Source organism: Pseudomonas sp. NPDC087803, assembly GCF_044742995.1.
Classification (GTDB): domain Bacteria; phylum Pseudomonadota; class Gammaproteobacteria; order Pseudomonadales; family Pseudomonadaceae; genus Aquipseudomonas.
In genome coordinates this window covers 1-14894 of the sequence record NZ_JBIUVO010000067.1, presented here as the reverse complement: position 1 = coordinate 14894, position 14894 = coordinate 1, and the positions used below count along the sequence as shown (strand labels likewise).

The window sequence follows — 14894 nt, the reverse complement described above, 5'->3', positions numbered from 1 at the left end:
GCGTTTAACCCAGATCGCTCAACGACATGAATACGTGTTGCGGCATCGCCGTGAAGCGGTTGTTGCGCAGCTGACTGATCGCATACACCGCGCTGGCGGTGCGGCCATTACCGTCGCCGAAGCCCTGGAAACCGGCGATAGCTGCCAGCAGGTGTTTGTGGAAGTGTTCATGGCTGGCATCCAGCGTCTTCAAATGTTGCTCCAGCAAAGCGAAACCGCTGATGCTGCCGCCGTATTTCGACGGTCCACCTGCCTGGCGCACCCGACCTGCGAGTTGCGGCACAAGTCGGTCATGGATTTCCAGGACAACGGCGGCGTCTTTGAGGGATCGGTTGTTTTGCGTGTATTCGCGCAGGATTGCAACGAGGTGCTCCAGTTCGTTTCGAGAACTTGAACCATTGACCATCCAGGCCCCGGCACGCTGCGCATTGTCGGTGAAACCCTTGGGGTTGAAGACCGATTCTGGCATTACATCGGTATAGGGCGGTTTGCCCAGATCCAGCGTCAATATGTTTTGCTGATAATTCTTCAGGTAGAAGACTTTCTTGGCTTCCAGCTCCGCCAGGTAGTCCAGCAATTGCGAGAATTCATCAGCCTTGGTATTTAGCCGTGCGCCACTGAAACGCGCGGGATTGTTTTTGGCGAATGCACTCAGGACGTCGTTCGCCGCGCCGTGACCGATCAATTCCTCGAGCTTCTTGAACCCCTTGGATGGCCATGTCGCTTCTACCACCGCATTGTTGAACAGGTGCCGCACTTCTGCCTCCGATGTGCCCTTGGGCACGACAAAGCTTTCGTGACTCAGTCGTGCAACGAGTTGTTCGATGGTTTCCAGTGCCTCATCCCCGAACAGCACCCGCCCGTGCGCTAATGTCGGTAACGTCATGCGAATCTCCGCCGCCGCCCCGGACTTGCCCAGTGCTTTGACCAGGTCATAAGAGCCGCTGCTGGCACCGGTCAAACGACGCAGCTGTCGAGTGCTGGTACGGCTGATGGAGCTGCCGTAGTGAGTCAGTTTCAGCGCGCCTTTGCCCACCAGTTTGCCGGCGCCGATCAGCAGTTGCGGGACGCCGTCCACCGGGTTGAACAGCGATACCAGAACACTGCCGGCCACGCGACTGAGGCTTAGCAGCCGGGTGCTGCTGGCCACGGCCTTGGCCAAAGCCCCGGCGGCCCCGATAAAGACAAGGGCGACGGCGATGGCGTCGATGACACAACTGAAGGCCGCTCCGCTGCGTTGATCCGGATCATCCGAGGTCAGTTGCTGGATGCAGCCGCGGAACGGAATGAAGATATTCAGAATGATGTTGGCAACGCGTTGGTATTCCTCCTGCTGTTCTTCGTATTTGGTCTGGTCATAACCCATCCGGTAATACTCGTCGTAAGTAATGGCCGGGTTCTTTTGCGCAATGAAGTCGGCAATGCGCTTGAGCCTGGAGGAGCCAAAGCTGTCCATGGGCGAGACATACCAGGCGGAAGGTTCGTCGTGCACGGCAAATTCACCCAGCCGATCAAGCAGCATGCCGAACTCGCGAATCTGCGCGTACTCCGCAAGTTCCCAGTGATGACGCGGCAGTAACTGGTTGATGTCCGCTTCTTCGGTTTGTCGAGGTATTGCGCCCTGGAAGTAAGCCTTGTGCTCGGTCACGATGTTTTCCAGGTAGGTGAGGCGCGGGAATACACCCGTGTCCTCATTGGTCGCCTCGTCGAAGCTGCCGGTGTCCGGGTTAAATCCGGACGCCTTGAAGTAAGCCTCGGCCAGGCGCGGACTGGGGCGGCACAGCCCCTGTAGCGGGAATAATTCGAAGCAATGGTTCTTTCTTTTGTAACGGCACAGGATGACCACCCCGTGCGGCGAGAAGTGGTCGGCGTTGTGACCGGGGATGTGGCGGTTGCCGCGCACCCGGTAGACCGTTGACGCGCCCTGGGTCAGGGCTTGCCGATCACTCAGGCTCAGGTTGGCGAACGCCAGCCGGATCAGCGTACTGATCCCCGACATGAAGCGTTCATGCTGCGGCATGAGTCGTTCGGCATACAACGTGTTGATTGGCGTCAGATCCGCAAGGCCAGGATGCACGTCATGCAGATTGCGCTTGCTCGTTTGGCTGGTGAGGTTTTTCCGATGCAACTGGTTGGCCAGGTAGAGATTGATCACCGTGTCGCGGATCAAGCCACCCTTGTTGTGCGGCGAAGCGAACATCTCTCGCTGATCAGCGATGCCGGCGTCCAGCAGCGTTTGCCTTGCCAGCAGGCGGCGGCTGACCGGGGGCGCAGTGATTGCGCTCAGCGCGTCTTCCAGTTCCTTGCTATAGGCGCTGTAGTGATTCATCGCCGCCGTTGCGAGGCTTTCTGTCGTCAGTGCCGGGTCATCGTCGGGCGTCAGTTCGTTGATCGTTGCCCAGTCCATCACGCATTGCAGAGTGAGAACTTGATGCAATGTACTTTGGGCGTCGCTGAGTGGTGCGAGCGCGGCGAACTTGATCAGTTGGGCGTAGGACAGGGTCAGGGACAGCCCGGGAGCGATGCGCTCCGTCAGCAGCACGGCCTTGCGCAACAACACCCAACCGGGCGAACTGATCAACAGCGTCGGCGGGGTGAAAACCAGAAACTCCGGGGACTGGCCCGCCAGAACCAGGTGCACCGCCAACTGCGCCGCGAACGGACCGGCACGATTGATCTGCTCGAACTGTTCTTTCAGGCGAGCGCGCGCCTGGGCCGAGGTTTCGTGCACGTGCAACGCTGCGTAACGCAGGCCGCGATGCGTCGCGACCCGCTCTTGCGAACCCATGTCCAGATCCAGCACGACAGCGGCGAGCAGCAACCGGCTGCGCATGACCTCGGTCATGGTCGGTACCGGGTCCACCCCCGGCAGCGCCTCAAGACAGCTCTGCGCAAATTCCCGGGCCGCGTCTGTTTCCAGCAACTGTTCCCAGGCCAGGCGCGGATCCTCCATCACCATCGCACCACTCTTGTTCACGAGCAGCGCATCTGTCAGATAATTGATCAGCGGCTCGGCATGCCGTCCGGCATCGGCCATCAGCTTGCGCACTTGCTGCAGGACTACCGGGTATTGTTCCGGGTCGACAATCAGTGCAGCGTCCTCGGTTTCCTCACTGATACCCCAGTAGTTGCCGAACTTCGGCGCTGCAGGCGGGGTGAAGTTCAGGCTGTCGATCAGGTTGTCGATGGCGGCTTCGTCTTCAGGCCGGGTGATTTCCTGAAAGGCCAGCCAATGGCGCAGAGGAACTGTGTTGCCGGAGGAAATGATGCCGCCCGTGCGCCAGGCGCAATTGGCCAGAAGTTCAACATCGGCGCGCAGACTTTCGACGTCATAAAGTTCATCGGTAATGATCGTGTAATGAATATAAGTGCCGACCGAGCCTGTTTCTTCGTGCGCGGCATAAACTTCGCCATTGCTCTGCACCATGAACCAAGTGTCCTGCTGGAGGCTCAGGCTGTCGGTGAATTTGACGAAGTCTGCATGTTTTATCAGCGTGCGTAGCAATAACTTGCCGGCGTGGTGTTCAGCGTCGAAGCGGCTACCCGGAATAACTTCTGTGGCGAGTTGCAGAACGTCTTCGCGGGTGCTGGAGTTATGCAGGAGGAAGCGTCTGTTTTCCAGGGCGCTGGCAATGTTGAGGCGCTCTTTTTCATCGGCGGATGCCGGGGCGGCGCTGAACAGGTTGCGGGTGATATCCATATCTGACTCTAGTGTTTCCAGGTTGATGTAATACAGCAGTCAGTCACCTGTCGGTGGCTGTTGTGAAGTTGCCGGGGAATATAAAACATTCCACGTTGTGGTTTGTTTGTTTTGGGTTTCATGGTGTTTTTAAAAGTATCTGGATGTTTGTTAGTTGTTCGTGAAGTTGAAAGTCGCTTTGTGGTGATCAGGCCGCCTGGATTTATAAAGTGTTTGAAAGGATCTCGATTGATCGGGGTAATTTTGTTCAATACTCCTGCCAGCAGCGCGGGTTAGTGTTGCAACCTTGATCCCCGATTTGAAACAGGTGTGTGATGAATCTGATTGTGTCGATGGCGGCGTTTGCGCTGGTGGCGTCCATAACCCCGGGGCCGGTGAATATCGTGGCGTTGAGCGCCGGGGCGCAATTTGGCTTCCGGGCCAGTCAGCGGCATGTGGCGGGGGCGACGTTGGGGTTTGTGTTGCTGCTGGTACTGATGGGGCTGGGGCTGCATGAAGTGCTGACGTTGTGGCCGGCCCTGACCCGGGTGGTGCAACTGGCCGGGGTGGCGTTTCTGTTGTTCATGGCCTGGAAACTGGCGACGGATGACGGCCAGTTGAATGCCAGCGAGGCGGGGCGGGCGCCGTCGATGTTGTATGGCGCGGTGATGCAATGGCTCAACCCGAAAGCCTGGCTGGCGTGTGTGGCGGGTATGGGCGCGTTCGTCGCCGATGGCGAGGCGCGGCTGGTCTGGCAGTTTGCGGCGGTGTATCTGGTGATCTGTTATCTGTCGGTGGGTTGCTGGGTGTATGCCGGGACGTTTTTGCGGGGGTATTTGGGCAATCCGGCGGGGATGCGGTGGTTCAATCGGTTGATGGCCTTGTTGCTGGCGGCGAGCGCGGGTTATCTGTTGTTGCCGTGAGCCTGCAACAGCAAAAGATCGCAGCCGGCGGCAGCTCCTGCATGGGAGTGATCATTCAACCTGCTGCAGCATGGCGACCCATTCTGCGGCGAAGCGATGGCAATCACCGGGCCAGCGCGCCGTGAGCAGATTGCCGTCGCGCACCACAAACCCGGTTTGCGGTGTTGTTGCGCTGTCACGTCGGGCGATGAGCGGGCCGCGCACAAAGTCGGCGTTGCGCGACAGTGCGGCGGTGACTTCTGCTTCGACGGTCTGCGGGTAAGTGCGGTAATAACGCCCCAGCCAGGGGGCAGTCATCAACCAGGCCGGTAACTCCATGGTGGCCGCCAGCAACGCGGTAACCCTGCGTCCGAACAGCAGCGAACGCCCGGTGTCTGGGTCGAGGGTTCGGGCGAGCAACAACACGCCATGACACACCGCCGCCACAGGCTTTTGTGCCTGAAAAAACTGCAAGGCGATTTGTCGGGCCTGCCCGGATTCCAGCAGGCTGCGCATGCCTTTGGCATGGCCGCCGGGAATCAACAAACCGTCGAATTGACTCACGTCGACATCGGCATACGCCAGCGGCTGCCGAAATGCCGTGTTTTCGATCATCTGCGCGTAGCTGTCCAGATCAGCCTGGCGGGTCATCAGCATGGCGTTCAACGGGCCGAAGCCTACGCTCACCAGCCGTGGGTCGGCGTAGGCCGGCAGGCCTTGCGGCGTGGCAAAACGGGCTTCGATCCCCGCGCTGTGCAGTGCCTGCCACGGCACGCTGCTTTCGGTCGGGTCGTAATCGGCGTTTGGCAGAAGAATCAGAATCATCCGGAGCAGACTCCCGGGCCGGAATTGGCCGCTGATCCACAGCGTAGCCGCTTTCTTCTGTCAGCCGCGATATTGGCCGGGTGTTGCCGCCAGATGCTGTTTGAACGCTCTCTGGAAATGCGCCTGATCGGCAAACCCTGCTTCCAGTGCGACATCGGCAATCAACTGGCCGTTGCGCAGTCGTTCACGGGCGAACTGGATGCGCTGGTTGACCACAAATGCATGCGGGGTCATGCCGTAATGCTGCTTGAACGCGCGGATCAGGTACGACGGCGACAATTGTGCCGCCGTGCAGATGTCGTCCAGGCTGAGCAGGTCGGTGCAGTGTTCGCGGATAAAGTCGGCGGCGCGTTCAAGCTTGAAATTCGGCTCGCGCAGCGCCGGTTCTGCCGGGTTCAGGCGCAACTGCAGGTCGCCGAAAAACTCCACTGCAGCGCTCTGTTTGCGCAGTACATCCTGCTGCTCATCGACCAGAGTGTCGTACAACCCTTGCAGATTCCTGAACAGCCGAGGGTCATGCAAATGCGTGGTGGAAAACCGCCGAAACTCAAGCTCGGCACTGAATCCCGACTGATGCTGCAGATCCGTCAGCCACGGCGTCTCGACATACAGCATCAAGTACGACCACGGCTGGTCATCAATCGGATTGCAGGCATGCACGTCGCCCGGATTCATCAGCACCACGGTGCCGGCGGCGACTTCGAATGTCGATTGCTCATGCACATAGATGCTCCGCCCGGCGGTGATCGCACCGATGGAGAAATGTGCATGAGAGTGGCGTGAGTAGCAGACCTCACGGCCATCGGCGATGGCCCGCGCCTCGATGAAAGGCAGGGCATCATCCCGCCAGAAGCGTGGGGCTTGTTCAGGGTTTTTGGCGGCAGCGTGTTTCATCGTTATTGTTCCCGGCAGGCCAGATCCGGAGTCTATTAGCTCTGGCCGGCAAAGGCTCGCTCCAGTTCGGCGATGTCGAGTTTTTTCATCTGGAACATGGCCTGCATCGCCCGTTGCGACTTCGTGGTGTCGGGGTCTTGCATCATGTGCATGAAGGCCACCGGCACGATCTGCCACGACACCCCGAACTTGTCCTTGAGCCAGCCGCACTGCTGAGCCTCGACCGGGCCACCGGCCGACAGATTGCCCCAGAAATGGTCGACTTCTTCCTGATTCTGGCAATTGACCTGAAACGAAATGGCTTCACTGAACTTGAACAGCGGCCCACCGTTGAGGCCGGTGAAGGTCTGGCCGTCGAGTTCGAAACTGACGGTCATCACCGCGCCTTCCGGCTTGCCGTGAAATTCCTGGCCGACCTTGCTGTAGTGGGTCAAGCCGGTGATTTTCGAGTGATCGAAGATCGAGCAATAGAACTTCGCAGCGGCTTCGGCCTGATCATCGAACCACAGGCACGGAGTGAGTTTTTGCAAGCGTTGCATGGCAGTCATCCTCGGCAGGTTAGACACGCGGGATTAACAGCGTAGTCAGTCCCTGGTCGAATGGCGGTGCCGTAGATCGACAAGTGCTTCGCGGTCGAACACAAACCCCTGTAGGAGTGAGCCTGCTCGCGATGGCGTCGGTACAGGCGTTGGTGTTGCCTGAGCCTACGCCATCGCGAGCAGGCTCACTCCTACAAGGGGCGCTGCTCGGCGATCAACAACAGTGACTGTGGCACCGGGCTTTGCGGATGCTGCGGCTCCTGCAGGCTGACCAGTTGAAACCCGGCCATGTCCAGCGCGTTGCACCAGTTCGACAGCGTGCGGAAATACCATGGCATCGGCTGCCACTGGCCCTTGAACCCGGCGAAGGATTCTTCACGCCAGCCATCCTGATAATCGCCGGCCGCCACGGCCCACGGATGCAGGGTCTGGATGATCATGGCGGCGCCGGGAACCAGCAACGCATTCATCGCGGCGAGTAATGGAATGATGTCCTGATGCAACAGCGAGAAATTGGCGCAGATCAAATCGTAATCGCGGCCGATATCGACCCTGGCCTCGACCAGCGCCTCATAACTGGCGACATGCACCTTGGCCGAACCGGCCTCGCGTGCCGCCTCGATCAGCGTCGCATCGCCATCGACGCCCGCCGCATCGATACCGCGATCCGCCAGCGCCCGCAACAACCAGCCTTCACCACAACCCAGATCCAGCACGCGCTCCGGTTGACGGCCCATGATCGCCAGCAGGATCGCCTGATTGGTGACCTGCTGACGGCTTTCGATCGCACCGCTGCGGATCACTTCGATCCAGGCATCAGCATTGGCGTGCCAGCTTTGTAACAAGGTGGATTCGGGGGAGGGCATGGCTGTCTCCGGCAAAGGCAGAATGTGGGCGTTCGCGTGTACGGCTGCTATGTTCAAAGATTCAACCGAGTCTTGCAGAGGATCGACAACATGACCCCAATAACTGGCGGTTGTCTGTGCGGCGATGTGCGTTTCGAAGCCGCGGGCCAACCTTACCGCGTCGGCATCTGCCATTGCCTCGACTGCCGCAAACACCACGGAGCGTTGTTCCATGCCTCGGCGATATTTCCCGAAAGCGCCGTCATGGTCAGCGGCAAGACCGGCGAGTACCAAGGGCGGGTGTTCTGCCCGCGCTGTGGGTCGCCGGTGCTTGTGCGTTCGGGGGATGAAATTGAAGTCAATGTCGGCTCACTGGACGAGCCGAACCAGTTCACGCCGACCTATGAATTGTGGACCATCCGTCGCGAGACCTGGTTGCCGACGCTGCCACTAGCGCACCATTACGAACGTGATCGCGAGAGCACTGGGCGTTCCGAGGATTAGTGGAAGTCAGGACTGCCGCAGTCTGCCTTTGTGGGAGCGGGCTTGCTCGCGAAAGCGGTGGATCAGTCAACCCGATATCGACTGACAGATTGCCTTCGCCAGCAGGCTGGCTCCCACACCAGTATTCAGCAGGCACCTGAAAACCTGTGGGAGCTGGCTTGCCAGCGATGAGGCCGGCACATCCACAATTGATGTTGCCTGACCCACCACCATCGCTGGCAAGCCAGCTCCCACAATGATGTGTGGTACTCACAAATCTCTAATCACTCCCCAGTGATCATCAAACGCTCGAATTTCAACCGCGAATGAAGGCCAGCAAATCGGCATTGATCGTCGCCGCTTCAGTCGTCGGCATCCCGTGCGGAAATCCCGGATATGACTTCAGCGTGCCATTTGGCAGCAGTTTCGCCGACAAAGGCCCCGAGTTTGCGTACGGCACGATCTGATCGTCTTCGCCATGCATCACCAGTACCGGCACGGTGACCTTCTTCAGGTCTTCGGTGAAATCGGTCTGCGAGAACGCGACGATGCCGTCGTAATGCGCCTTGGCGCCGCCGATCATGCCCTGGCGCCACCAGTTGCCAATGATCCCATCGGAAGGCTTGGCTCCGGGCCGGTTGTAGCCGTAGAACGGGCCGCTGGGGATATCCCGGTAGAACTGCGCGCGATTGGCCGCCAGTTGCGCCTGAAAATCGTCGAACACCGATTTCGGCAAGCCCCCCGGATTGCTTTCGGTCTTGACCATCAGCGGCGGCACCGCGCTGATCAGCACGCCTTTGGCGACGTTGTCCTGACCATGACGGGCGATGTAGTGGATGACCTCGCCGCCGCCGGTGGAGTGGCCGACATGCACCACGTTCTTCACCCCCAGATGCTGAACCACCGCCAGCGCATCGTCGGCGTAGTGATCCATGTCGTGGCCGTCCCAGACCTGGCTCGACCGTCCGTGCCCGCGACGATCATGGGCAATCACCCGAAAGCCCTGGGCCAGAAAGAACAGCATCTGCGCATCCCAGTCATCTGAGCTGAGCGGCCAGCCGTGGTGGAAGTGGATCACCGGGGCGTCTTTCGGGCCCCAGTCCTTGTAGAAAATATCGACGCCGTCTTGGGTGGTGACAAATCCCATGTTCGCTACTCCTGACCAATGTGATGGGTTACCGCGCTCGTCGCAGACCGGTCGTGATGGTTCGGATGAGCGCCGTTATCAGCCGTAGGATTAAAGTCGACATTTTCGGGGGCAGGCATGACCGGTGGTCGCAACGTCTGGCTTCACGCGCAAATTAGGCTTTGCTGAAAGGGATAAGCCGAGGCGCGCACAGGCTTCGATGGCCGTAGCGACGCCCCTTCAGAACACCGTGAGTCTGAGGAAAATCCCCGATGCTGACCTTGAATATCAATGGCAAGGATCAGGAACTCGATGTGCCGGCAGACATGCCGTTGCTCTGGGTCCTGCGTGACGTTGCGCACCTGACCGGTACCAAATTCGGCTGTGGCATGGCCCAGTGTGGCGCCTGCACCGTACACGTCGATGGCGCACCGTTGCGTGCCTGTATCACGCCGGCCACCGCCGTGGCGCATGGACAGAAAATTCTCACCATCGAAGGCCTGTCGACCGACGGCTCGCACCCGGTGCAGCAGGCCTGGGCCGAACTCGATGTGGTGCAGTGTGGTTACTGCCAGTCGGGGCAGATCATGTCTGCCGCAGCGTTGCTGGCGAAAATCCCCAAACCCACCGACAGCGATATCGATCAGGCGCTCTCCGGCAACATTTGCCGCTGCGGCACCTATCCGCGGATCCGCGCGGCAGTCAAGCGTGCGTCCGAAATCGGCTGATGCATGTTGGGAGAAGGCTGATGAACAGTCCTGTATCGCGTCGTGGATTTCTCAAGGGCAGTGCCGTCCTGGGTGGCGGTCTGGTGGTGGCGTTCGTGGTCCCCGGTGCCCATCGGTTTGCCCTGGCGGCGGAGAATGAAGGCAAGGTCTTCGCGCCGAATGCGTTTTTGCGCATCGCCGCCGACAACAGCGTGACGGTGTTGCTCGGGCATTCGGAAATGGGCCAGGGCATCTGGACCGGCCTGACCATGCTGATCGCCGAAGAGCTGGACGCCGACTGGTCGAAGATCCGCGTCGAACACTCGCCGGCCTCGGCCGCCAACTACGGCATGCCGGCGTTTGGCGGGATGCAGATTACCGGCGGCTCGACCTCGACCTGGATGGAGTTCGACCGTTACCGGCTCGCCGGCGCCACGGCGCGGCAGATGCTGGTGGAAGCGGCGGCCAAGCGTTTCGACGTGGCGCCTTCATCCATCCGCACGGAGTCGGGCGTGGTGATCGCCGGCGATAAACGCGCGACGTACGGCGAGCTGGCGGACGCCGCCGGGCAACTGCCGGTGCCGGATCCGAAGTCGATCACATTCAAGGAGGCCAAAGACTGGAAGGTCATCGGCAAACCGACCAAACGCCTCGACACCCGGGAGAAAATCACCGGGCGCGCCAAGTTCGGTATGGACGTGCAGTTCGAAGGCTTGATGACCGCGATGGTCGCCCGTGCGCCGGTGTTCGGCGCCACGCTCAAATCCTTCGAGGGCGCCGAGGCGCTGGCGGTGCCCGGCGTGCACAAAGTGGTGCAGGTGCCGACGGGCGTGGCGGTAATCGCCGAGCATTATTGGGCGGCGAAACTTGGTCGCGACGCGTTGAAGGTCGATTGGGACATGGGGCCGCACACTGACCTGAGCAGCCAGGGCCTGCTCGACAGCTTCCGCAAACTGGCGGCGACGCCGGGCACTTCCGCCAGTCAGGCCGGTGACCCCAAGGGCAACTTCGCCAAGGCGACGAAGAAAATCGACGTCGAATACAGCGTGCCGTATCTGGCACATGCGCCGATGGAACCGCTGAACTGTACGGTGAAGATCAGCGCCGAAAAGTGCGAGATCTGGACCGGCACGCAATTTCAGACCCTCGACCAGATGGTCGCCGGCAAGATCACCGGGCTCAAACCGGAGCAGGTGGAGATTCACACCGAATTTCTCGGTGGCGGTTTCGGGCGTCGGGCCAATCCGACCTCGGACTTCGTCGCCGAAGCGGTGCAAGTGGCGAAGGCTGCCGGGATGCCGGTGAAAACCGTGTGGTCGCGCGAGGATGACATTCGCGGCGGTTATTACCGCTCGATGTTCCTGCATCAGGCGCGCATCGGCCTCGACGGGCAGGGCATGCCGCTGAGCTGGCAGCATGTGCTGGTCGGCCAATCGATCATGACCGGCACGCTGCTGGAAGCGACCATGGTCAAGAACGGCATTGATCCGACGTCGGTCGAGGGCGTGGCCGACAGTCCGTACGTCAAGGGTCTGGCGCATCAGCAGGTCGAGCTGCATTCACCGCAGACCGGGATAAATGTGCTGTGGCTGCGTTCGGTAGGGCACAGCCACACCGCGTTTGTCATGGAGTCGCTGATCGATGAAATGGCTGCGGCGGCGGGCAAGGACCCGGTCGAATACCGGCGCACCTTGCTCAAGGATCATGCGCGCCATCTCGGGGTGCTCAATCTGGCGGTGGAGAAGGCCAATTGGCAAGCGCCATTGCCGGACGGGCATGCGTTGGGCGTGGCGGTGCATGAGTCGTTCGGCAGTTATGTGGCGCAGGTGGCCGAGGTCTCGCAGGACAATCTGGCGATCCGCGTGCACCGCGTGGTGTGTGCGGTGGATTGTGGGATCGCGGTCAACCCGCAGAGCATCGCGGCGCAGATGGAATCGTGCATCACCTTTGGCCTGGGCATGGCGCTGCACAGCAAGCTGACGGTCAAGGACGGTGCGGTGGTGCAATCCAATTATCACGACTATCAGGTGCTGCGGCTCAACGAGATGCCGCTGGTCGAGGTGCATATCGTGCCCAGCAGCGACAAGCCCGGGGGCATTGGCGAGGCCGGGGTTCCGCCCACCGCGCCGGCGGTGGCCAACGCGGTGTATGCGCTGACCGGGCAACGCCTGCGTGAATTGCCGCTGCAACTGTCGGGGGTGTGAGATGAAACGACATCTGCTGTTGGGCACGGTGATGTTGCTCGGGCTGGGCGGCTACGCCTCGGACCTGTTCGCCGATGATCAGGAGGCGCTCAAGGCGTTCGGCACGGTACAGAAAGTGTTCCAGAGCCCGCGCTGCCAGAACTGCCACATCCCCGGCGATTCGCCACTGCAATTCGATGCGGGCACACCGCACGCGATGAATGTGGTGCGCGGCATGGACGGCAAGGGCGCCGCCGGTTTGCCCTGCGCCACCTGTCACGCCGAGAGCAATCCGCCCGAAAGTTATGGCCCGCACGCGCCACCTGGGGCGCCGCACTGGAGTCTGCCACCGGCGGCGCACAAGATGGCCTGGATTGGTCTGCCACCGGACAAGTTGTGCGCGATGATCAAGGACCGCTCCAGCAACGGCGACCGGGATTTCGCTGCGCTGATCAAACATGTCAGCGACGACAAACTGGTGTTGTGGGGCTGGAACCCCGGCGCAGGGCGCACGCCGGTACCGGTGCCGCATGACATTTTTGTGGCCCAGTTCAAGCTTTGGGCCGACGCTGGCGGGCCATGCCCGGTGGCGGGCGGTTGAGTGTGTGAGTCGCTGGCGAATCAAGCTACTCTAACGGTCGTTGACCCTGATGGAGTGCGTGATGCTGGCCCCGATCAAACCCGCCAATGAAGCAACCCGAATTCAAGCGCTGCACGGCTTGAATGTCCTTGATTCCGCGCCGGAGGAGCGTTTTGACCGGCTGACGCGGCTGGCCAAGCGTCTGTTCAACGTGCCGATTGCCCTGGTGACATTGGTGGATAGCGATCGCCAGTGGTTCAAGTCCTGCGTTGGCCTGGGCGTCAGCGAAACCCCGAGGAATGTGTCGTTCTGCGGCCATGCGATCCTGCAGGACGAACTGCTGATGGTAGCGGATGCCAAGCAGGATGAGCGCTTTTACGACAATCCGCTGGTCACCGGCGAGCCGAAGATTCGCTTCTATGCGGGTTATCCGTTGACGGTGCCCAATGGCAACAAGATGGGCACGCTGTGTCTGATCGACACCCGGCCGCGCGAACTCGACGACGAGGAGCGCGCCCTGTTGCGCGACCTCGCCGGCATGGCCGAGCAAGAGTTGATGGCGGTGCAGATGGCGAGCATGGACGAGCTGACGCTGCTGTCCAACCGCCGTGGCTTCAAGACTCTCGCCCAGCATGCGCTGGACGCCTGCAAACACCGGGACAAACCGGCGACGCTGCTGTTTTTTGATCTCAACGACTTCAAACAGATCAACGATCATTACGGCCATGCCGAGGGCGACAGTGCGCTGAAGACCTTTGCCGATGTGCTGCGCATCGCTTTTCGCGAGAGCGACGTGGTCGGGCGGTTGGGCGGTGATGAGTTCGTGGCGCTGCTGACCGGCTCCAGTCACGTCGAAACCACGGCGATCATGGCGCGACTCAAGGAAATCCTCGACGAGCGCAATGCGATGCTGCAGCGCGGCTACGACATTCGCTTCAGCGTCGGCCAGATCGAATACGATCCGCAACGCCATGACACAGTGGATCGGCTGCTGGCGGATGCCGATGAGGCGATGTATGCGCACAAACAGGCGTTGAAACGTCGCTGATTAGAGCCTCATCGCTGGCAAGCCAGCTCCCACAGGTCTATCGGGTGCTCACAAAATCCAGGCACACCTCAGAACTCTGTGGGAGCGGGCTTGCTCGCGAAGGCGTCCGGGCAGGCGATATCAATGTTGAATGTGTTGGCCTCTTCGTGAGCAAGCCCACTCCTACAGATTTCTCGGGTGCTCACAAAATCCCGACACTGCGCAGGACCGTGTGGGAGCGGGCTTGCTCGCGAAGGCGTCCGGTCAGGCGATATCAATGTTGAATGTGCTGGCCTCTTCGTGAGCAAGCCCACTCCTACAGATTTCTCGGGTGTGCACGAAATTTCGGTACTGCACGGAACCCTGTGGGAGCTGGCTTGCCAGCGATGGCGTCCGGTCAGGCGATTGCGATGTTCGCCGATTGTTCGCTCTGAAGATCAAAGGATCGCAGCCTTCGGCAGCTCCTACAGGGAATGTGTATGCGACACCAATCATGTAGGAGCTGCCGAAGGCTGCGATCTTTTGATGTTGAACCAATAAAAAACCCGCCTGAAGAGGCGGGTTTTTATCGGCAGAGCGAAGATTACTCTTCGATGTTGCCCATGGCGGTGGTGTTGAAGCCGCCGTCGACGTACATGATTTCACCGCTGATGCCCGACGCCAGGTCGGAGCACAGGAAGGCGCCGGCGTTGCCGACTTCTTCGATGGTGACGTTGCGGCGCAGTGGGGTTTGCGCTTCGTTGGCGGCCAGCATCTTGCGGAAGTTCTTGATGCCCGAGGCTGCCAGAGTGCGGATCGGACCAGCCGATACGCAGTTGACGCGGGTGCCGTCCGGGCCCAGGGAGCCGGCCAGGTAACGTACGCCAGCTTCCAGCGAAGCCTTGGCCATGCCCATCACGTTGTAGTTCGGCATGGTGCGCTCGGCGCCCAGGTACGACAGGGTCAGCAGGCTGCCGTTGCGGCCTTTCATCATTTCGCGGCCAGCCTTGGCCAGGGCCACGAAGCTGTAGGCGCTGATGTCGTGAGCGATGCGGAAACCTTCACGGGTGGTGTCTTCGTTTAAGTCGCCGTCCAGTTGGTCGACCGGGGCGAAGCCGACGGAGT

Annotated in this window: 12 protein-coding genes and 1 pseudogene; 6 read left to right on the top strand and 7 right to left on the bottom strand. The window is 60.5% G+C overall.

Annotated elements, in window-relative coordinates:
• Window positions 1-4 precede the first annotated feature (4 nt).
• Window positions 5-3700 carry a hypothetical protein gene (locus ACIOUG_RS23035; protein ID WP_401068899.1) on the bottom strand — a complete coding sequence of 1232 codons (3696 nt, stop codon included), beginning with the start codon at window positions 3698-3700 and terminating at the stop codon, window positions 5-7.
• Between the two features lie 314 nt (window positions 3701-4014).
• Between ACIOUG_RS23035 and ACIOUG_RS23030 the strand changes: the two genes are divergently transcribed.
• The gene (locus ACIOUG_RS23030; protein ID WP_401068898.1) at window positions 4015-4602 is read left to right on the top strand and encodes a LysE family translocator; all 588 of its coding nucleotides are present in this window, start codon (window positions 4015-4017) and stop codon (window positions 4600-4602) included.
• 51 nt (window positions 4603-4653) lie between these two features.
• On the opposite strand, the gene ACIOUG_RS23025 is transcribed toward ACIOUG_RS23030, so the two are convergent.
• The 4 genes from ACIOUG_RS23025 to ACIOUG_RS23010 all read right to left on the bottom strand — a co-directional run bounded on the left by ACIOUG_RS23025 (window position 4654) and on the right by ACIOUG_RS23010 (window position 7705).
• The gene (locus ACIOUG_RS23025; RefSeq protein WP_401068896.1) at window positions 4654-5406 is read right to left on the bottom strand and encodes a type 1 glutamine amidotransferase domain-containing protein; all 753 of its coding nucleotides are present in this window, start codon (window positions 5404-5406) and stop codon (window positions 4654-4656) included.
• Window positions 5407-5466: 60 nt separating this feature from the next.
• A complete protein-coding gene (locus ACIOUG_RS23020) occupies window positions 5467-6300 on the bottom strand; it encodes an AraC family transcriptional regulator (RefSeq protein WP_401068895.1) in 834 nt (277 codons plus the stop codon).
• Window positions 6301-6335: 35 nt separating this feature from the next.
• Window positions 6336-6839 (bottom strand): VOC family protein, encoded by a 504-nt coding sequence (locus tag ACIOUG_RS23015; protein WP_401068893.1) that lies wholly within the window; start codon window positions 6837-6839, stop codon window positions 6336-6338.
• A 191-nt stretch (window positions 6840-7030) separates the two neighbouring features.
• Entirely contained in the window at window positions 7031-7705 is a 675-nt protein-coding gene (locus tag ACIOUG_RS23010) for a class I SAM-dependent methyltransferase (RefSeq protein WP_401068891.1), read from the bottom strand.
• A gap of 90 nt (window positions 7706-7795) precedes the next feature.
• Between ACIOUG_RS23010 and ACIOUG_RS23005 the strand changes: the two genes are divergently transcribed.
• On the top strand, window positions 7796-8188 hold the full coding sequence (locus ACIOUG_RS23005) for a GFA family protein (RefSeq protein ID WP_401068889.1): 393 nt from the start codon (window positions 7796-7798) through the stop codon (window positions 8186-8188).
• Between the two features lie 295 nt (window positions 8189-8483).
• Here ACIOUG_RS23005 and ACIOUG_RS23000 read toward each other — a convergent pair whose 3' ends face one another.
• On the bottom strand, window positions 8484-9314 hold the full coding sequence (locus tag ACIOUG_RS23000) for an alpha/beta fold hydrolase (RefSeq protein WP_401068888.1): 831 nt from the start codon (window positions 9312-9314) through the stop codon (window positions 8484-8486).
• Between the two features lie 251 nt (window positions 9315-9565).
• Between ACIOUG_RS23000 and ACIOUG_RS22995 the strand changes: the two genes are divergently transcribed.
• The 4 genes from ACIOUG_RS22995 to ACIOUG_RS22980 all read left to right on the top strand — a co-directional run bounded on the left by ACIOUG_RS22995 (window position 9566) and on the right by ACIOUG_RS22980 (window position 13811).
• Window positions 9566-10021 (top strand): (2Fe-2S)-binding protein, encoded by a 456-nt coding sequence (locus ACIOUG_RS22995; RefSeq protein WP_003224136.1) that lies wholly within the window; start codon window positions 9566-9568, stop codon window positions 10019-10021.
• Between the two features lie 20 nt (window positions 10022-10041).
• Window positions 10042-12204, top strand: a complete 2163-nt coding sequence (locus ACIOUG_RS22990; RefSeq protein ID WP_401068886.1) for a molybdopterin cofactor-binding domain-containing protein — start codon at window positions 10042-10044, stop codon at window positions 12202-12204.
• Between the two features lies 1 nt (window position 12205).
• Complete coding sequence (locus ACIOUG_RS22985) at window positions 12206-12784, top strand: hypothetical protein (RefSeq protein WP_401068884.1); 579 nt, start codon at window positions 12206-12208, stop codon at window positions 12782-12784.
• Window positions 12785-12845: 61 nt separating this feature from the next.
• Window positions 12846-13811 (top strand): sensor domain-containing diguanylate cyclase, encoded by a 966-nt coding sequence (locus ACIOUG_RS22980; RefSeq protein WP_401068882.1) that lies wholly within the window; start codon window positions 12846-12848, stop codon window positions 13809-13811.
• Window positions 13812-14373: 562 nt separating this feature from the next.
• Here ACIOUG_RS22980 and fabI read toward each other — a convergent pair.
• A pseudogene (fabI, locus tag ACIOUG_RS22975) lies at window positions 14374-14894 on the bottom strand (enoyl-ACP reductase FabI); the annotation flags it as partial.